General features: G+C 70.2%; 17 protein-coding genes. 4 read left to right on the top strand and 13 right to left on the bottom strand.

Features of this window, described 5'->3' with window-relative positions; all coding sequences use genetic code 11:
• Positions 1-30 precede the first annotated feature (30 nt).
• The 7 genes from SA87_RS02190 to SA87_RS02160 form a co-directional block, all read right to left on the bottom strand.
• The gene (locus SA87_RS02190; RefSeq protein WP_066198512.1) at positions 31-765 is read right to left on the bottom strand and encodes a YebC/PmpR family DNA-binding transcriptional regulator; all 735 of its coding nucleotides are present in this window, start codon (positions 763-765) and stop codon (positions 31-33) included.
• A gap of 46 nt (positions 766-811) precedes the next feature.
• Positions 812-1,570, bottom strand: coding sequence for an NAD(+) synthase (gene nadE, locus SA87_RS02185; protein WP_245637605.1), 759 nt, complete (start codon positions 1,568-1,570; stop codon positions 812-814).
• A gap of 85 nt (positions 1,571-1,655) precedes the next feature.
• Entirely contained in the window at positions 1,656-2,858 is a 1,203-nt protein-coding gene (locus tag SA87_RS02180; protein ID WP_066198500.1) for a LysM peptidoglycan-binding domain-containing protein, read from the bottom strand.
• Positions 2,859-2,989: 131 nt separating this feature from the next.
• A complete protein-coding gene (gene pheA / locus SA87_RS02175; protein ID WP_066198498.1) occupies positions 2,990-3,979 on the bottom strand; it encodes a prephenate dehydratase in 990 nt (329 codons plus the stop codon).
• The gene (gene thrB, locus SA87_RS02170) at positions 3,973-5,019 is read right to left on the bottom strand and encodes a homoserine kinase (protein WP_082910433.1); all 1,047 of its coding nucleotides are present in this window, start codon (positions 5,017-5,019) and stop codon (positions 3,973-3,975) included. Before thrB ends, pheA begins: the two co-directional genes overlap by 7 nt.
• The gene (thrC, locus tag SA87_RS02165; RefSeq protein ID WP_066198497.1) at positions 5,020-6,102 is read right to left on the bottom strand and encodes a threonine synthase; all 1,083 of its coding nucleotides are present in this window, start codon (positions 6,100-6,102) and stop codon (positions 5,020-5,022) included.
• A gap of 64 nt (positions 6,103-6,166) precedes the next feature.
• Complete coding sequence (locus tag SA87_RS02160; RefSeq protein ID WP_066198494.1) at positions 6,167-6,670, bottom strand: ACT domain-containing protein; 504 nt, start codon at positions 6,668-6,670, stop codon at positions 6,167-6,169.
• Positions 6,671-7,094: 424 nt separating this feature from the next.
• On the opposite strand from SA87_RS02160, the gene SA87_RS02155 reads away from it, so the two are divergent.
• Together SA87_RS02155 and SA87_RS02150 are read left to right on the top strand one after the other, a co-directional pair.
• The gene (locus SA87_RS02155) at positions 7,095-7,589 is read left to right on the top strand and encodes a hypothetical protein (protein WP_156423655.1); all 495 of its coding nucleotides are present in this window, start codon (positions 7,095-7,097) and stop codon (positions 7,587-7,589) included.
• On the top strand, positions 7,579-8,697 hold the full coding sequence (locus tag SA87_RS02150; protein WP_066198489.1) for a phosphodiester glycosidase family protein: 1,119 nt from the start codon (positions 7,579-7,581) through the stop codon (positions 8,695-8,697). The genes SA87_RS02155 and SA87_RS02150 overlap by 11 nt, the downstream gene beginning before the upstream one ends.
• Positions 8,698-8,769: 72 nt before the next feature.
• Here SA87_RS02150 and SA87_RS02145 read toward each other — a convergent pair whose 3' ends face one another.
• A complete protein-coding gene (locus tag SA87_RS02145; RefSeq protein ID WP_066442163.1) occupies positions 8,770-9,555 on the bottom strand; it encodes a uracil-DNA glycosylase in 786 nt (261 codons plus the stop codon).
• Between the two features lie 63 nt (positions 9,556-9,618).
• A complete protein-coding gene (gene galE / locus SA87_RS02140; protein ID WP_066198487.1) occupies positions 9,619-10,695 on the bottom strand; it encodes a UDP-glucose 4-epimerase GalE in 1,077 nt (358 codons plus the stop codon).
• Between the two features lie 128 nt (positions 10,696-10,823).
• Between galE and SA87_RS02135 the strand changes: the two genes are divergently transcribed.
• Complete coding sequence (locus SA87_RS02135; RefSeq protein WP_066198484.1) at positions 10,824-11,609, top strand: ABC transporter ATP-binding protein; 786 nt, start codon at positions 10,824-10,826, stop codon at positions 11,607-11,609.
• The gene (locus SA87_RS02130) at positions 11,606-12,400 is read left to right on the top strand and encodes an ABC transporter permease (RefSeq protein WP_066198481.1); all 795 of its coding nucleotides are present in this window, start codon (positions 11,606-11,608) and stop codon (positions 12,398-12,400) included. Before SA87_RS02135 ends, SA87_RS02130 begins: the two co-directional genes overlap by 4 nt.
• On the opposite strand, the gene SA87_RS02125 is transcribed toward SA87_RS02130, so the two are convergent.
• The 4 genes from SA87_RS02125 to SA87_RS02110 all read right to left on the bottom strand — a co-directional run bounded on the left by SA87_RS02125 (position 12,354) and on the right by SA87_RS02110 (position 16,956).
• The gene (locus SA87_RS02125; RefSeq protein WP_245637609.1) at positions 12,354-13,766 is read right to left on the bottom strand and encodes a bifunctional folylpolyglutamate synthase/dihydrofolate synthase; all 1,413 of its coding nucleotides are present in this window, start codon (positions 13,764-13,766) and stop codon (positions 12,354-12,356) included. The genes SA87_RS02130 and SA87_RS02125 overlap by 47 nt on opposite strands.
• A 200-nt stretch (positions 13,767-13,966) precedes the next feature.
• Complete coding sequence (locus SA87_RS12995) at positions 13,967-14,635, bottom strand: hypothetical protein (protein WP_211264137.1); 669 nt, start codon at positions 14,633-14,635, stop codon at positions 13,967-13,969.
• Between the two features lie 208 nt (positions 14,636-14,843).
• On the bottom strand, positions 14,844-16,163 hold the full coding sequence (obgE, locus tag SA87_RS02115) for a GTPase ObgE (RefSeq protein ID WP_066198470.1): 1,320 nt from the start codon (positions 16,161-16,163) through the stop codon (positions 14,844-14,846).
• Complete coding sequence (locus tag SA87_RS02110; RefSeq protein ID WP_066198467.1) at positions 16,150-16,956, bottom strand: hypothetical protein; 807 nt, start codon at positions 16,954-16,956, stop codon at positions 16,150-16,152. The genes obgE and SA87_RS02110 overlap by 14 nt, the downstream gene beginning before the upstream one ends.
• Positions 16,957-17,066 lie beyond the last annotated feature (110 nt).

The following is a 17,066-nucleotide window of genomic DNA, read 5'->3' as shown; positions in this document are numbered from 1 at the left end:
TGGGTTTAGCGTGCGCCGAGGAGACGGACGTTATGCGCCTTCCGTTTCGACCTCGAGGTTGGCATAGACTTCGCTCACGTCGTCTTCGTCCTCCAGCGCCTCGAGGAGGGCGAGGTTGGCTTCGGCCACCTCACCGGCGACCGGGACCGTCACCGACGGCACCCGCGTCACCTTGGCCGACCGAACGGAAAAACCCGCCGCCGCAAACGCCGCCTGCACGGCGTCGATCGCCTCCGGCGCGGCGAAGACGACGGCCTCCTCCTCCCCGATGTCGACGTCCTCGGCGCCGGCCTGAAGCGCCGTCGCCAGGATCGCCTCCTCGTCGGCGCCGGCCCGGTCGAGGACGATCTCCCCCTTTTCCGCGAACAGATAAGCGACGCAGCCGCTTTCGCCGAGGCTCCCGCCGTGTTTGGCAAAGAGGTGCCGGATGCGGGCGGCGGTCCGGTTCCGGTTGTCGGTCAGCGCCTCGACGAGGATCGCCACCCCGCCGGGACCGTACCCTTCGTAGATCGCCGTTTCGTACGCGGCGCCGCCGAACTCGCCGGTCGCTTTTTTGATCGTCCGCTCGATGTTGTCGAGCGGCATGCGGATGTCCCGCGCCTTCTGGATCGCCGCCCGAAGCCGGGCGTTCGTCTCGGGGTTGGCGCCGCCCATCCGGACGGCGGCGTAAATTTCCTTGGAAATTTTCGTGAAGAGCTGGGCTTTTTTGGCGTCCTGTCGGCCCTTGCGGTATTTGATATTATGCCATTTCGAATGTCCGGCCACCGTCTCCCCCCCATCTCAAAGCGGCCGGTCGTTCGGCCGGCCGCCTTTAGATGAACGGCATCGGTTCCCGCTTGTGGCGGGAGGCGGCGTGGAGCGCTCGGATCCGGCGGATCACGGCCTCATCTCCTTCTCCCGTCAGCAAAAACCGATCGAGCGCCTCGTAACCGAAGCCGAGCTCCGCCTCATCCGTCTGCCCCGGCCAGAGATCGGCGCTCGGCGCCGCCGCCAGCACCGCCGGCGGCACGCCGAGGTGCTCGGCGAGGATCCGGACCTCGCTTTTGGTCAGCGTAAGAAGCGGATTGAAATCCGCCACCGCATCGCCGCCCTTCGTCACATAGCCGACGTACGCCTCCGAACGGTTCGTCGTATCGGCGACAAGCAGGCCTTCGGCGTTGGCCACCGCATAGAGGGCGGCCATGCGAAGGCGCGCCTTCGTGTTGCCGGCCGCCCGGCGATCGAGGGTGACGACCGGGCGAAGCGCTTCCGAAAACGCGGCGAGCGCCGCCGACAGGTCGACGTCGAGCCACCGGAGCCCGAACGCGTCGGCGACCGCCCGGGCCCGCTCCCGGTAGGCCGGCGTCGACTCGATGCCGATCCACATGCCCCAGGCGCCCTCCGGACCGAGGGCCCGGGCGAGAAGCCCGGCGACGGCGGCGGAGTCGAGCCCGCCGGAAAGCCCGACGATCGCTCCCCGGGCGCCGGCGGCGGCCACCCGCTCCCGGATGAACGCCGCCCGCCGCGCGGCATCGTCCGCCACCCGCCGGCGGTACGCCTCGAGGGCGCGACGAAAGCGGTCCATGGGCATCCCCCTCGACATTATAAAAAAAAGGCGCGCCCCGGACAATCGGGCGCGCCGCTCGCGGGCCAGAGCGGCAATGGCCGTGCGGCGGTTATTCCTCCTTGTCCCCCCTCTCCCCGTCATCGAACCAGCCGTCCACCGCCCAGGCCTCCGCCGGCGCTTCGGCGGACGTCGGCCGGAGCTCAGGCGACGGCGGCCGCTCGAGGACCGGCGCCCGTTCCGGCGCCGCCGAGCGACCGGCGGGCGGCGCCGGCGAGGCAGGCGGGACCATCGGCTTCGAAGTCGCCGGCGCCGGACCGCCGGAGGGAAAGAAGGGGCCGGACGCCGGGAAAACGTTCGCCGGCGCGCCGACCGGGACGAACGCCGGAAGCGGGAAGGGCCCGCACGGGCCGGGGGGATACCCCCACGGAAACGACGCCGGCAGAATCGGAAGCGCCGGAGGCGCCGGCGAGAAGGCCCAGGGGACCGGCCCGGCGGCCAAAGGCGGGCCATCAGGCGGTCGAGCGAAAACGGGCACCGGATCGCCGGGCGGAACCGGCGGAAGGCCGAAGGCCGGATCAACGGCGGCCGGATGGACCGACGTCGGCCGGAAAAAGCCGAGAAACGGATCGCCCGCCGCCAGCGTCAAGTCGACCGGACCGTCCGCAGCCGGCCGCTCCGGCTTCCGGCCGATGACGACCCGGGGCTTTCCGGGCGCCGGCCGCCCCGGCGCCGAATCGTCTGCCGCCGGAAGGGCCGCGGCCCCGGCGTCCGCGCCGGAAGCGCCGGCTTCGGCCGCCCGCCTCGCTTCCGCACCGGCGAGGGCGCCGGATGCCCCGGCTTTGGCCTCGGATCCGGCAACCGGCGCTCCGGCGGAAGACGCCCGAGCACCCCCCTCCGCCCCTTCTTCCGCCGCTTCGACCGACGCCTGCGGCCCCGGCAATGCGGTGGACGACTCTGCCCCCGACGCCTGAGCGGCCACGCCGGCGGCCGCTTCGGCCGGAGCGCCCGGCGCCTCCACGCCGGTGCCGCCCGCTTCCCCGGCGGAGGTCGTCGGCGGGGCGGATGCCGCCCCGACCGCCTCCACCTCGGCAAAGAGCCCCGGCCGGTGCACGGCGGCAGGCCGCACCCGAAGCGGCGGCCGCTTCCGCCGCCCTTCTCCCGCTCCGGCCGGCGGGGTCGGGATGATGAGCTTCGTCCCGACGTCCGGCGGCGCGTGAAGGCCGTTTGCCGCCAGAAGTTCCGCCTCCGACACGCCGTAGCTGGCGGCGATCGCCGCCAGCGTCTCACCAGGCTGTACGATGTGAAGCTTCAAGGTTCTGACCTCCCGCGGGCAGTGTCGCTCACAGTCTATGCCCGCCGGTCGGTCGAGGTCCCCCTCCGGGCCGCCTGATTCGCACCCGACCCGCTCCCGATTCGCTCCCGTTTCGGCTCCCGAACCGCCCTTTATTCGGCGGCCGTCTCCCGGGACGCCGCCTCCAGGGAAGCTCCCTCCTTCGGCGCCACCTCCGCCGGCGCCATGTTCGCCGCCGACTCGAGCCCGGGCCCTTCCGCTCCGGACCGGGGCACGGCATAAACCGGATAGCTTCCGAGGAAGCGGACGCGGCAGCCGAGGGCTTCGATCTCCTCCATCGCCGCCGCAAGCAGGAGATCCCGCGGTCGCTCAGCGTCGATGAAAAAATGATACCGGCCGAGGCCTTTTTTCGTCGGCCGGGATTCGATCCGGCTCAGGTTGATCCGGCGCCAGCTGAAACACGCCAGCACCTGGTGCAACGCGCCGGGAAAGTCTTCGCCGAGGGTGACGAGGAGGCTCGACTTGGCCGGCCGCCCCTCCCCCTCGGCCGGCGCCCCTTCCGGCCACGGCGACGTCCGGCCGACGACGACGAAACGGGTGGCGTTTTCCTCGTAATCCTGCACCCGGTAACGTCGCTCGACGAGCCCAAAACGTTCCGCCGCCCGCCGGGAGCCGACCGCTGCCCAGCGCGCCTCCGGGTGCTCCGCCACCCGCCGCATCGCCTCCGACGTGCTCGTCGCCGGCTCGATCGCCGCCCGGGGCAAAAGGCGCCGGATCGTCCGGTGGGCCTGGGCGACCGCCTGCGGATGGCTCAGCACCTTTTCCACCGCCTCGAGGGGGAGGGCCGCCTGCGCCGGCGCCACGTACAGACCGTGGTCGATCGGCAGGACGATTTCCGCATAAAGCGTGAGCGCCACCTCGTGGATCAGCCAGTCGAGGGCCTGCGTCACCGATCCTTCGATCGAGTTTTCCACCGGGACGATGCCGTAGTCGATCTCCCCCCGGTCGACCGCCTCCAGGACGTCGGGAATGGTCCCGAGGGGAATCAGCCGCGCGTCCGCAAGCGGGAGGCGGCGCACCGCTTCCCGGGCGGCCTCCTCCGAATACGACCCTTCCGGGCCGAGATAAGCGAGCGTCACCATGCGAGCGTCTCTCCTTCCGGCGTCTCCACCCGGGCGCCGACGGCGGAGGGGGCGAGTTCCAGCGGGCGGAATCCGTAAGCCTCGAGCACCGGCCGCGCCCCCTCCAGCCACGCCGCCCGCTCCGCCTCATCGAGAAAAAGCGCCATGATCGTCGGCCCGGCGCCGCTCAAATACATCCCGAGACAGCGGCGGTCGTTGGCCAGGCGAAAGACCGCCTCGGCGCCGGGGACGAGGGGCAGCCGGTACGGCTGATGCAGCCGGTCGGCAAAAAGCGGCTTGAGCGCGCCCCAGTCTCCGTTCTTCACCGCCGACACGAGCAGGGCCACCTTGGCCAAAGCGTCGACGACGTCCGGCCTGGAATACGCCTTCGGGAGGACCGCCCGGGAAGACGCCGTCGAAAGCGGCCGCTCCGGCACGAGGGCGAGCAGGCGGAGGGGAAGCTCCCGCCGGACCATCTGGACCGACACCGCACCCTCCTCCGCCGCCCAGGCGGCGACGAGCCCGCCGAAAAACGCCGCCGCGACGTTGTCCGGGTGCCCTTCGAGCCGCACCGCGAGGGCAAGACCGTCGTCGATTCGGAAGCGAGCGCCGAGGACGCCCCGGGCGAGGATGAGGCCGGCGGCGATCGCCGCCGCGCTCGATCCGAGGCCGGAGGCGGGCGGAATGGCGCTTTCGATGACGAAACGCACCCCCGGCACCGGCTCTCCCGCTGCCTGAAGCGCCGCCCGAAACGCCCGGTAGATCAGGTTCGTCTCATCGTTCGGGATGCTGGCCGCCCCGTCGGCCGCCGCTCCCGCCGCAGGCGGCGCGCCGGCGACGGCGATCGAAAGCGCCCCCGGCGCCTCCGGATCGAACGTCGCCCGGACGACGAGCTCCAGATCGACGGCCATCCCGAGCACGTCGAAGCCGCTGCCCAGATTCGCCGACGACGCCGGAACGCGGGCCGTCCAAACGCCGACCGCATCTTTGGGCGCCGAACGCCCGAGCGCCGGGGCTTCGGCCACCGGGCGCCCCTCCCGGTCCATCCGCCGCGATCCCATTCAGCCGCCGGCCTCCTTCAAAAGCGCTCCCAGATGATCCGCCAGCGCCCCGGCCTCCGCCGGCAACGTCCGGATCTCGGCCGGCGTCTTGAGGGCCGTGTCCGGATCTTTGAGGCCGTTTCCGGTCAGCACCGCGACGACCGTCTCCCCGGGTCGGATCCGGCCCGCCCGCCGGGCCTTGATCACCCCGGCGACGGAGGCGGCCGACGCCGGCTCGACGAAGATCCCCTCCCGGCGGGCCAACCGCTCGTAGGCGGCGAGGATCTCCGCATCCGAAACGGCGTCGATCGCCCCGCCGGACGCCTCCGCCGCCTGCACGGCGCCGGCCCAGCTCGCCGGGTTGCCGATGCGGATCGCGGTGGCGATCGTCTCCGGCTCGGCGATCGGATGCCCCCGGACAATCGCCGCCGCGCCCTCCGCCTCAAAACCGAGCATCCGCGGCCGGGGCCCATCCGGCGGCAGGTACTCGACGAACCCCTTCCAGTAGGCGGTGATGTTGCCGGCGTTGCCGACGGGAATCGCCAGCACGTCCGGCGCCCGGCCGAGGGCGTCGACGATCTCGAACGCCGCCGTCTTCTGCCCTTCGATCCGATCCGGATTGATCGAGTTGACGATGGCGAGGCCAAACCGATCGGCGAGTTCCCGGACGAGCCGAAGGCCCTGGTCAAAATTTCCGGCGATGGCGACCACGTCCGCCCCGTAGACGAGCGCCTGGGCGAGCTTGCCGAGGGCGATCTTTCCCTCCGGCACGATCACGACGGCCCGAATTCCCGCTCGGGCGGCGTACGCCGCCGCCGACGCCGACGTATTCCCGGTCGAGGCGGCGATCACCGCCCGGCGGCCCGCCTCCAGCGCTTTGGCCACCGCGACGACCATGCCCCGGTCTTTGAACGATCCGGTCGGATTCAACCCTTCGAGCTTGAGATAAAGCGCCACATCGAGTTCGGCCGAAAGCCGTTCCGCAAAGACGAGCGGGGTATCCCCCTCCCCGAGCGTAATGAGCGGCGTCGCCGCCGTCACCGGCAGCCGGTCCCGGTAGCGGGCGAGGATCCCCGTCCCCCGACGCGCTCCCTCTCCACTCATCCTCTCCACTCCTTCTTCGCTTCCGTCTCGATCTGAGGCGATCCCCAGCCCGTCTCGTCGAATCCTAAACGCGTCCGCTCTCCCGGGGCTGCACGGGACTTCCTCGACCGACGATCTCCACCCGGGACACGCCGTCCAGCCGCTCGAGGCGGGCGATCAGCGCCGCCTCCGAAATCCCGGGTCCCTCGGCGGCGTTATTCAGCGCGCCGAATTCCAGCGAAATCGTCACGTGGGCCACTTCCTGCAGCGGAATCGTCTGGTGGATGGTCAAAATGTTCGCCCCCACGGCGGCGAGCTCCGCCAGCACCCGGGACAAAACCCCCGTCCGGTGATCGAGGTTCATCGCCAGGACGAGCATTTGCACGCCCTGCATCGCATCGTACCAGAAGACGCCGTCTTTGTACTTGTAAAAAGCGCTTCGGCTGAGCCCCACGGCCCGGACCGCTTCGAAGATCGTCGACGCGGCGCCCCGGGCGAGCAGATGTTTCGCCTGCGCCGTCTTGACCATGGCCTCCGGAAGCAGGTCTTCCCGGACGAGAAAATACCGCGCGGGGCGTTCCCCGGCCATCGCCGCCCCCCCTCGATTCCGATTCGCGGGCGCCGGTGGCCGGCGCCGCTGTCCGTCCGCTCAAAAACAGATGTTTCTATTTTGAAGACAGTATAGCCGTCGTCCGGTCCTTTTGCAACCGGTCCCGGCGCATGACCTTCGGCGCCGCAACTTCCGCCGCCGGCAGCCGTCCAACTAAACGGAGGTGTTTCCATCGATGGCTCTACGCCGACGAACGTCCGCCACGCCCGCCCCGCCGGACCGGAACGCCGGACCGGCGACCGTTTTTTCCCACGCCTCCGACCGCCCAGGCGGCCGGCCGCGGGCCGAGCTTGCGCCGCCGGGCGGCCCTCCGACCGACCCGGACGCCGAATCGCCGTCCATCGGCCTCCGGGAGCGCGATACCCCCCCTCGCTCCGACCGAGCCGGTGACGGTCCGTCCCGTTTGGACGCCGAAGCGCGGACAAGCGGGGAGGGCCGGCCGGCCGAGGACGGGCTGCCGGACGCCGGTGTTCTCCCCCGTCGGGCGCCCCGGAGCGAAACGCTTTTTCTCCGTCTCCTCCCGTGGGCGATCGCCTTCGCCCTCTGGGGGCTCCTCGCTTACGCCGGTTATGGGACCGTCCAGCGGACGCTTCAGGCGTACGACGCCCGGCTTCAGGCCCTCGCCGAGGAAAACGCCGCCCTCGAAGCGGACCTCAAGCGCATCGGCGAGGCGCTCGCCGAACAGGAACAGGCCATCGGCGAGATGCGGCAGGCGTTCGCCGGGGTCCAGGAAGAATTTTCCAAGGTCAAAGACGAGCTCACCCGGACCGGCAAGGCGATCCAGACGACCGACGCCACCCGGCAGGCCTTAAGCCAGCGGATCGCCGACCTCGGCAAAGAACTCGAGCGGCTCCGGACGCAGATTCAAAAGCTGGAGGAAGCGGCCCGTGTTTACTAAAGTCCAGGCGGCCCTCTTCGCCTGCTTTGCCCTCGCCGCCGTCGTCTTTCTCCCCTTGCTCCGGCAACAAGAAACCCTCACCGCCGCCTTCGATCGGGCGGAGGCCGCCGCCCGCGCCCGAAACGAAGCGGTCCGACCGCTTCAGGCGCATGCCGAGGCCATCGCCGACCACCTTGCCGCCATCCGAGGCGGCGAAGCCCCCATCCGCGAAGCCGGCGAGCAGATTCGGCATCACCTCGAGACGCTCCGGACGTTTGCCGACGACGAAAAAAATCGCGTCGCCGAATCCGCCCAGGCGGTGCAGGCGGCGTTCGCCCAGAGCCGCGCCGAGACGGCGAAGACGAAAGACGCCCTCGATACGATCCTCGCGAAAAAGCTCGGCGACCCGATCGGCCAGACGTTCGGCCGGCGGGCGACGATCAAGGTCTTCTCCCTGAAAGAAGTCGGCTACCGCGGCTACATGGCCAAGGTGAAGCTCCACGACCCGTCCGCCGTCCGCCTCGTCATGGCCGAGCCCCTCGGCGACGACCTCGGCTCCCCGGGCGAGACCGTCCTTTCGATCGCCCGGCGGACGAAGGCGGCCCTCGCCATCAACGCCGGCGGCTTTTTTCGGAAAAACGGCCTCATTTATCCGATCGGAAACACCGTCTCCGGCGGCCGGTTCATCTCCGTTTCCGACAACGCGGCGGTGAGCTTCATCGGCTTCGACGCCCGGGGGCGCCTCGTCGGCGGCCCGGCGCTCACGCGCGCCGACATCGAGCGCCTCGGCGTCCGGGAAGGCGCCTCGTTTCTCCCGACGCTGATCAAAGACGGCAAGCCGCAGCCGATTCCAAAAGACTGGGCCGGTAAAAAAGAGCCCCGAACGCTCATCGGCCACTTCACAAACGGCGATGTGCTCATGGTCGTCATCGACGGCCGGCAGACCGGCTACAGCGAAGGCGTCACCCTCGAAGACGCCCGGGAGAAGCTCCTCGGCCTCAACATCCGCGACGCCTACAACTTAGACGGCGGCGGATCGAGCACCTTCGTCTACAACGGCCGGGTCCTCAACCGACCGTCCGACGGAAGGCCGCGGCCGGTCATCTCCGCCTTCGTCATCCTGCCGTGACGAGCCGGCCCCTCCGTCCGGCGCCGAAGCGGCTCCGCGGTTCGACGCCGATCCGGCCCGACGAAAGGCCCTTTACCGTTCTTTGTCGATCTTTGCCGCCCCCGCGGCGACGATCCGGCGCATTCCGGCCAGGAAACGCCCGGCGTTTCCCTGAGCCGGATGCGCCGTTTTTTCGTACGGGAGGCCGAGGGTCCGAAGCTGCGCTTCGGCGACGTTCCCGACGGCCACCAGCCGGGGAAGCCCGCCCCGCTGCCGTTCGATGAGCTGAAGGAGCGCCGCCAGAACATCCCGGCCGCGTTCGATCTCCGCCCGCTTCGGCGGCCGGTTGGAGAGCGTTCCTTTGCGGACGTCGTACGGATGAAACGGAACCGCGCTGAAAAAAAGCACCGCCTCCGGCGGAAGGCCGTTTTCCCGCACCGCCCGCCAGACGACCGTCGCGCTCACCTCGGCGAAGCCGAACGCCCGCGTCGCCGGAGAAATCTTCCCCGGAATGAGCGAAAGATCCGTCCGGCTCGTTCGGCGCCCTCGGCGACCGAGGATCGCCTCCGGTCCGATCAGCGGATGATGCCCCAGAAGCATCCGCTCCGACGTAAACGGCACCCCGGAAAAATGCGCTCCCCGATAGCCGAGGGCCTCGCCGACCCACAGCCACTCCACCCGCGGCACCCGCCGGAGGAGATAAAGAAAAAGGTGCGCCCGGCGAACCGCCGGCGCCCGCCGGTGGGCGTCGTACGCCGGATCAACGTCCCGCCACGGGTTAAAGAGGCCGGGCGGCGTCTGGATCCCCGAAAGAAAGCACACAAACCGCCGCACCGCCTCCTCACGCGCGCGATCCACCGGAAGCGCCGCATCGGCCATGCCACCCACCGTCCTTCTTTTCGTTTGATCATCGGCGCGACCGCCCGCTCCGGCGAGCCGATCTTACGCCCCGTCCGCCGGACCGGCGTTCGACCGCGCCGCCCCCTCCCCTGAGGCGGCCGCGATCCCTTCCGGATGGCGGGACTGAAACCGCCACGCATCCCGGCACATCGCCGCCAGGTCCCGCCGCGCCCGCCACCCGAGCACCCGCTCCGCCTTTGACGGGTCGGCCAGGCTCACCGCCACGTCCCCCGGCCGGCGGGGGGCGAAGACGTACGGCACCGGACGGCCGCTCGCCGCCTCGAACGCCCGGACGACCTCCAGCACGCTGGCCCCCCGGCCGGTGCCGAGATTGAACACCTCATACCCGCGGTGCGCTTCGGCGTACTCGAGGGCCCGGACGTGGCCTTCGGCGAGGTCCATCACGTGGATGTAGTCCCGGATGCCGGTGCCGTCCGGCGTCGGATAGTCGTTCCCGAAGATGAAAAGCTTCTCCCGCCGGCCGGCCGCCACCTGCGCCACGACCGGCATCAGGTTGTTCGGCACGCCCCGGGGGTCTTCGCCGATCAGGCCGCTTTCGTGGGCGCCGACCGGGTTAAAGTACCGGAGCGCCACAAACGAAAGCAACGGATCGACGGCGGCGGCATCTTCCAGCATCTGTTCGATCATCCGCTTCGTCCACCCGTACGGGTTCGTCGGCGCCGTCGGCGCCGTCTCGGCAAACGGCGGCGGGCTCGCCTCGCCGTAGACGGTCGCCGACGACGAAAAGACGAGCGTCCGGACGCCGGCCGCCTGCATCACCGAAAGCAGGTGGAGCGTCCCGATCAGGTTGACGCGGTAATAAAGAAGCGGCTTTTCCACCGACTCCCCGACCGCCTTCAGGCCCGCCAGGTGGATGACGCCGTCCAGCCCGCCCCGATCCGCCTCCGCCTGAAAGACCGCCGCCGTCGCCGCCGGATCGGTGAGGTCCGCCCGATGGACCGCCACCGGTCGGCCGACGATCGCCTCGATCCGCCGGACGACCGCGGGATGCGCGTTTGAAAAATTATCGACGATGACCGCCTCGTGACCCGCCTCAAACAGGGCCACCGCCACGTGGGCGCCGATGTAGCCGGCGCCGCCGGTGAGAAGGACTCGCACGCCGAAGCCCTCCGTTTCTTTTTTTTTCGTCCTCGCGGCTCATTCTTGCCCGCCCTCGCGGCCGGCCGATCCCTTCGAAGCACCCTTTCCTCCAGCGGCACATAAGCTGTGCCCAGAGGTGAAGCGGGATGGCCGAACATCCGCCGATGATCGCCCTCGACGGCGTCGACCTCATCTACGTCACCGACCGCGGTGCGCAGATGGCGCTGAAAGACGTCTCCCTCCGGGTCGCTTCGGAGGAATTCGTCACCCTCGTCGGCCGGAGCGGAAGCGGCAAAAGCACGATCCTCTCCCTCATCGCCGGCCTCCTTGAGCCGACCCGGGGGACGGTGCGCCTCGCCGGAGCGGCCGTCCGGGGCCCGTCGCCCCGGGTCGGGTACATGCTGCAGCAAGACACCCTCCTCCCGTGGCGGACGATCCTCGGCAACGTCCTCTACGGCATTGAGCTGAGGCGGCGGGTGACGCCCGAAGACGTCGAACGGGCCCGGGCCCTCCTGGAAGAAGTCGGCCTCGCCGGCGTAGAAAAAAAACGTCCGCACGAACTTTCCGGCGGCCAGCGGCAGCGGGTCGCCCTCGTCCGGACGCTCATGACCGGCGCCGACGTGCTTCTCCTCGACGAGCCGTTTTCCGCCCTCGACTACACGACCCGGCTCAAGCTCCAGAACCTCATCCTCGCCGTCATGCGCCGCTACCGGAAAACCGTCCTCCTCGTCACCCACGACATCGCCGAGGCGATCGCCCTCTCGGATCGCATCTACGTCCTCGGCGACCGCCCCGGCCGCATCCGGGCCCACTTCCCCGTCCCGGACGACCTCGCTCGGAAGATGCCCCTCGAACGGCGACACCATCCGGCCTTTCAGGCCACCTTCCAGTCCGTCTGGCAGGCCCTCGACGCGGAGGAGGGAGACGCATGAGCCGCGACGAGCGGGAACGGTTGGAAGCCTACCGGCGGAAGAAGCGGCGGGAGCGCCTCTCGATCGGAACGACGCAGGTCGCCCTTCTCCTCGCCTTCCTGCTCGGCTGGGAAGTCCTCTCCCGGGCCAAAATCCTCGATCCGCTCCTCTTTAGCCGGCCGTCCCTGATCGCCGAGACGATCGCCCGCCTCGCCGCCGAAGGCGAGCTCGGCACCCACATCGCCGTCACCGTCCTCGAGACGATCGCCGGCTTTCTCGCCGGCACCGCCGCCGGCGTTCTCCTCGCCGCCCTGCTCTGGTTTTCGCCCTTCTGGGCCCGGGTGCTCGATCCGTACCTCGTCGTCTTAAACAGCATGCCGAAGGTCGCCCTCGGGCCCCTCTTCATCGTCGCCTTCGGGAGCGGCATGACGGCGATCTTCATGATGGCCCTCGCCGTGAGCGTCATCGTCACCACCCTCGTCGTCTACGGGAGCTTCCAGGCGACCGACCCGAACTACCTCAAACTCGCCCGCTCCTTCGGCGCGAATCGCCGCCAGCTCTTTACGACGGTCGTCTTTCCTTACGCCCGGCCGGCGATCCTCTCCGCCCTCAAGGTGAACGTCGGCTTGTCGTGGATCGGCGTCATCGTCGGCGAATTCCTCGCCGCCAAGGCCGGCCTCGGCGCGCTCATCATCTACGGCTTCCAGCTCTTTAACTTTCACTACGTCCTCACCGCCGTGGTCCTCATCGCCCTCCTCTCTGCCGTCATGGCGGCGGCGGTCGATCGCCTCGTCCGCCGCTTCGAGCGCTGACCGCCGCCAGCGGATCGCCGAGGTCTGCCGGGTCCCGTTCGAGCGCCCGGAGCGCATCGGCGACGAACGACAGCGTCCCGAAGAGAAGAAGCGCCCCGTCGTCCGGCGTCGCCCGAAGCGCCGCGGCGATCGCCGCCATAGGATCGGCAAAGAAACGGTCGACCGCCGCCCGGGCCTTAGGCGGCCAGGCGGAAGGCGGCGCGAGGTGCGGGTTCGTCGGCGGCGCATACCAGAGCGCATCGACGTGGGGACGGAGCGCCGAAAGCAGGCCCGGGTCTTTTCCCGCTGCCAGACCGACGACGGCGTGCGTCCGCCGCGGCCGGGCGAGGCGCACGAGTTCGAGCGCCGGATCGAGCGCCGACCGGTGAATCGCCGCGTCGAGAAGGACGAGGGGCCGCTCGAGAAGCCGCTCGAGCCGCCCCGGCCACCGGACGCTTGCCGCCGCCCGCTCGATCGCCGCCGGAGAAAGCGGACCCCGGCCGAGCGACCGGAGGACGGCGTCGGCGACGGCGACGGCGAGGGCGAAATTGTCCGCCTGGTGCCGGCCGAGGAGGGCCAGCGACGCCCGATATGCCGTGCGGCCGACAAACCCCGCCATCCGCGTCCCCTGAAGGTCCGCCTCGCACGCCGTCACGCCGAACGCTTCGCCGAAGGTCGCCCAGCGGACCGACGGTCCTCCCGCTTCCCCCCGTCGGCGGACGTCCTGAAGCAGCCGGAAGACGTCCGGCCGCTGGCGGCCGACGAAAACGGCTTCCGTCCGGGAGCCGACGGCGCCGGCCTTGTGCCAGACGATGTCCGCCAGGGTCGGCCCGAGCTCGGCGACGTGTTCCTCGAAGATCGGCGTGATCACCGCCCATCGGGCGCCGAGGGCCCTCGTGTCGTCGAAGCGGGCGCCGCGGCCCGCCTCCGCCACGACCACGTCGGCGCCCTTTTCCCGAAAATAAAGATAGCCGACGGCCTGCCAGAGGGCGATCGGGCCGATGTACTCCCCCTTGGCCGGATCGACCGGAATCCCTCGGGCGACGGGCTCGACGACGGCGGAGAAGCGGAGAAAATCGTCGTCGTCGATCGGCCGGCCGTTCAGGCGGATCCGCTCGTGAAACGACCGGAGCGGAGGCCCGGTGAGGAGCCCCACCGAAAGGCCCGCCGCCCGAAGCAAAAACGCAAGGCTCGCCGCCGTCGAACCTTTTCCCTTGCTCCCGGCGACGACGACCGTCGGAAGCGCCTCGTGGGGCGAACCGATCGCCCGAAGGACCGCGGCGGCAAGATCCGGCCGCCGGACCTCCCGGTCCGGCCGCCCGGCGTTCACCGGCCGGGCGGCAAGATACGACGCGTAAATCCAGTCGTCCAGGGCCAGAAACCCCACCCCTTCCAACCGTCTGCCTGCTTCTCCGACCGCGGCGGCCCCACGATCGGCGGCTCGGCGGTTCAGCGGCCGCTTTTGATTCGCGGATTCCAAACGGCCCGCGATCGGTCGGGCGCCGCGGTCTCGAGGACCGCGAGACCATGACCGGAGACGACAACGGCTGCTCCCGCCGGCCGCGCCGGGCCCGACCGCCGTCCGCTTCACCGGACCCGGAGGCGTTCGACGAGTCGGCGGAACACGCCCGGATCGACCGACGCCTCGTCCGCCGGATTCCCCGCAGGCGCCCCTCCCGGCGGAACGGCTCGGAACGCCGCCAGCCGGACGACCGCCGCCGGCGGCAGGCCGAGGCGCACCCGCTCTTCCGGACGGAGGACCACCCACCGCTCCGCGGCGGCGACGTCCCGCAGCCCGACGCCCCGAAGCCGGTACTCGAGCGACCACCCCGGGCGGCCGGCGACCGCCGTCGGCCGCAGCGAGACGGCGTAGGCCCCCGGCGACGCCTCCATGGCCGCCTCCAGACGCCCCTGAAGATCGTCCGTCACGAGGAGCTGGAAGAGCCAGCGAACGCAGCCGTCCGCGGCGGAAGGCGCAGGACCCGACGGCGCCCAGAAGGCCGCCGTTCCGCGCACCTCCCCTTCCGGCGCCGTCCAGGCGTCGAGGGGACGCCAGTCTGCCGGAACGTCCAGCCAGAGCGCCGCCTTTTCCGACGCGTACAGCCGCAAGGAGACGGTCCGTTCCGCACCTTCGGGCCCCGAAAAGGCAAGCTCCGGCACGAAAGACGCCAAAGCGGGAGACTTCGGCGCCAAAGCGGCCTCATCCGGCGCCGCGATGATCTTCCCCGGCGGCAAGGCGGCCTCGCCCTCGGCCATCGGGGGCGAAAGAACGCCTGCCACCGCCCCGAACAGCACCGCCAAGAACAGCGCCCCGGCGCTCGACCCCTTTGCGCCCCGACCCTCGGCCCAGACGGGCCTCCTGCTCCGGAAAGGCCCGCCGCTCGGAAAGCCCGGCCCGCCCCGAAAGAGCCCGAAGCTCGGAAAAACTCCCCGGCTCCGGAAAGCCCGCCCGATCCGGCAACGCTTAAATGCCCTCGTCCGAAAGCTCAAAGGCCATCTCTCCGATCCACACCTCGTCCCCGTCCACGGCCCCGGCCGCCCGGAGCGCCTCCTCCACGCCCATCTTTTTTAAGAGACGGGCAAACCGCCGCACCGCCTCGTCCTGGTCGAAATTGTAACGCGCCATGATCCGCCTGAGGCGCTCGCTTTCGACGATGAAAATCTCGCCCTCTTTGCGAATCGTAAACGGAGGCCCGTCCTCCTTTGCCGGCCGGCGCCCCCGAAGCCGGTGGACGGCCGCGCTTCGATCCGCATGCTGGGTGGCCTCCTGCGCCGCCTTTTCCTCGGCCCAAAGCTCAGAAAGCCGCGCCCAGACCGCCTCGAGGAGCGCCGGCACGCCCGCTCCCGTCGCCGCCGAGATCGGGTAGACCGGCACGTCGGGCCCGAGCTTTTCCCGGAAGGCCGAAAGGCGCTCGGCCGCCTGCGGCAGGTCCATCTTGTTCGCCACGACGATCTCCGGCCGCTCGGCGAGGCGGGGGTCGTAGCGCCGGAGTTCCTCCCGGATGCTTCGGTAATCGTCGTACGGATCCCGCCCCTCGACGGCCGCGACGTCGACGACGTGCAGGATGAGCCGCGTCCGCTCCACGTGCCGCAAAAACCGGTGCCCGAGCCCGCTTCCCGCATGGGCCCCTTCGATGAGCCCCGGCAGGTCGGCCAAGACGAAACTCCGCCCCTCCCCGAGGTCGACGACGCCGAGGTTCGGCGACAGCGTCGTAAACGGGTAATCGGCGATCTTCGGCCGGGCCCGGGAGACACGGCTTAAGAGCGTTGACTTGCCGACGTTCGGGTAGCCGACGAGCCCGACGTCGGCCAGGACGGCGAGCTCCAGGCGCACCCAGCGGGCCTCGCCCGGTTCCCCTTTTTCCGCAAAGCGCGGCGCCGTGTGGGTCGGCGTGGCAAAACGGGCGTTCCCCCGACCGCCCCGACCGCCCCGGGCGACGACAAACCGCGCCCCGGGCTCCACGAGATCGGCGAGGAGCTCCCCCGTCGCGTCGTCGTACACCCGCGTCCCCGGCGGCACCGGGACGACGAGAGCGTCCGCCGAACGGCCATGCTGGTTTTTCCCGCGGCCGTTTTCGCCCCGGGGCGCTTTAAAATGCGTCTGATAGCGAAAATCGACGAGCGTCCGCAGGCCTTCGTCGACGACGAAGACGACGTCGCCCCCCTTCCCGCCGTCGCCCCCCGCCGGCCCGCCGTAAGGGACGTATTTTTCCCGGCGAAATGCGACGGCGCCGTCCCCTCCGTCGCCGCCTTTGACGAACACCTTGGCCTCATCGACGAACATCGCCTTTCCCTCCGATCAACCACACGCCGGAACCGACGATGACGGGTCCGCCGGGAGCCGCGGGCGCTCCGTCCGGAAAGACGACGCCGGCCTCGCCCGGGACGCCGACCGCCCAGCCGCCGAGCGGCGGGGCACCGTACAAATCTTCGGCCGCCGTTCCCCGAGAAAATTCCAAAAAGACTTCCCGCACCTCCCCCTCCGTCGCCGCCTCCCGGCGAAAAGACGGCAAAAGCGCCGCCAGCGCTTGCCGCATCTGCTTCGGGAGGCCACGCACCCAGCCGACCAGCGGCGGTAGCTCGGACATCCGCTCAAAGGCGGCGTACCCAAAATATCCGATCGCTCCCCGCCGATCGATCGCCAGCACGATGAGGAGGGGAAAACGGTTCGGTCCTGCCGCCTCGGCCGCCTCCCGGGTCAAACGGCGCAGTGTATCCCATCCCGCGAAGACGGCCGCCCGGACCGACGGATCAAACCCGGCCGGCAGGCGCGCCCCTTCCGGCACAGCGTACCCGAAGACCACCCATCCGTCGGCCCCGGCCATGAGGCAGCGGTAGGCCAGAATCGGATCGCCGAGGTGGATGAGCCGCTGTTCCCGGCGCAGTTCTTCGGCCATCGCGTGAAGCCGCCGGCCGAGGCGCGCCGTCTCCCCGAGGGCCAGATCGCCGTACAAAAGCTGAAGCCGATTGAGCGTCCAGTGACGCCGGAGGCTGAGAAGGGTGAGCGCCGCCTGCGCCCGAAGCGTTTCCTCGCCCGCCTCCACCCCATCCCCCTCGGCCCGACGGTGCTCTTCCATGGCCATCGTCTCCCCGCCCGATGTGGCGTCATCGTCGCCCTGTCACCGAGGATCATGCAAAATATTCTTCTTCCACCCGGAACGTTTGCCCGTCCGGCGGCCGCCGGACG

Source organism: Hydrogenibacillus schlegelii (assembly GCF_001653195.1).
Classification (GTDB): Bacteria; Bacillota; Bacilli; order Thermicanales; family DSM-22653; genus Hydrogenibacillus; species Hydrogenibacillus schlegelii.
The sequence above is the reverse complement of the archived record's forward strand: the minus strand, read 5'-3'. Positions and strand labels throughout refer to the sequence as shown.

Coding starts and splice junctions, on each gene's coding strand:
- obgE (WP_066198470.1), bottom strand. CDS start 16,163: ATGTTCGTCGATGAGGCCAAGGTGTTCGTCAAAGGCGGCGACGGAGGG.
- nadE (WP_245637605.1), bottom strand. CDS start 1,570: ATGCCCATGGACCGCTTTCGTCGCGCCCTCGAGGCGTACCGCCGGCGG.
- SA87_RS02145 (WP_066442163.1), bottom strand. CDS start 9,555: ATGGCCGATGCGGCGCTTCCGGTGGATCGCGCGCGTGAGGAGGCGGTG.
- SA87_RS02160 (WP_066198494.1), bottom strand. CDS start 6,670: ATGGCCGGGGAACGCCCCGCGCGGTATTTTCTCGTCCGGGAAGACCTG.
- SA87_RS02110 (WP_066198467.1), bottom strand. CDS start 16,956: ATGGAAGAGCACCGTCGGGCCGAGGGGGATGGGGTGGAGGCGGGCGAG.
- thrB (WP_082910433.1), bottom strand. CDS start 5,019: ATGGGATCGCGGCGGATGGACCGGGAGGGGCGCCCGGTGGCCGAAGCC.
- thrC (WP_066198497.1), bottom strand. CDS start 6,102: ATGAGTGGAGAGGGAGCGCGTCGGGGGACGGGGATCCTCGCCCGCTAC.
- SA87_RS12995 (WP_211264137.1), bottom strand. CDS start 14,635: ATGGCCGAGGGCGAGGCCGCCTTGCCGCCGGGGAAGATCATCGCGGCG.
- pheA (WP_066198498.1), bottom strand. CDS start 3,979: ATGGTGACGCTCGCTTATCTCGGCCCGGAAGGGTCGTATTCGGAGGAG.
- SA87_RS02130 (WP_066198481.1), top strand. CDS start 11,606: ATGAGCCGCGACGAGCGGGAACGGTTGGAAGCCTACCGGCGGAAGAAG.
- SA87_RS02135 (WP_066198484.1), top strand. CDS start 10,824: ATGGCCGAACATCCGCCGATGATCGCCCTCGACGGCGTCGACCTCATC.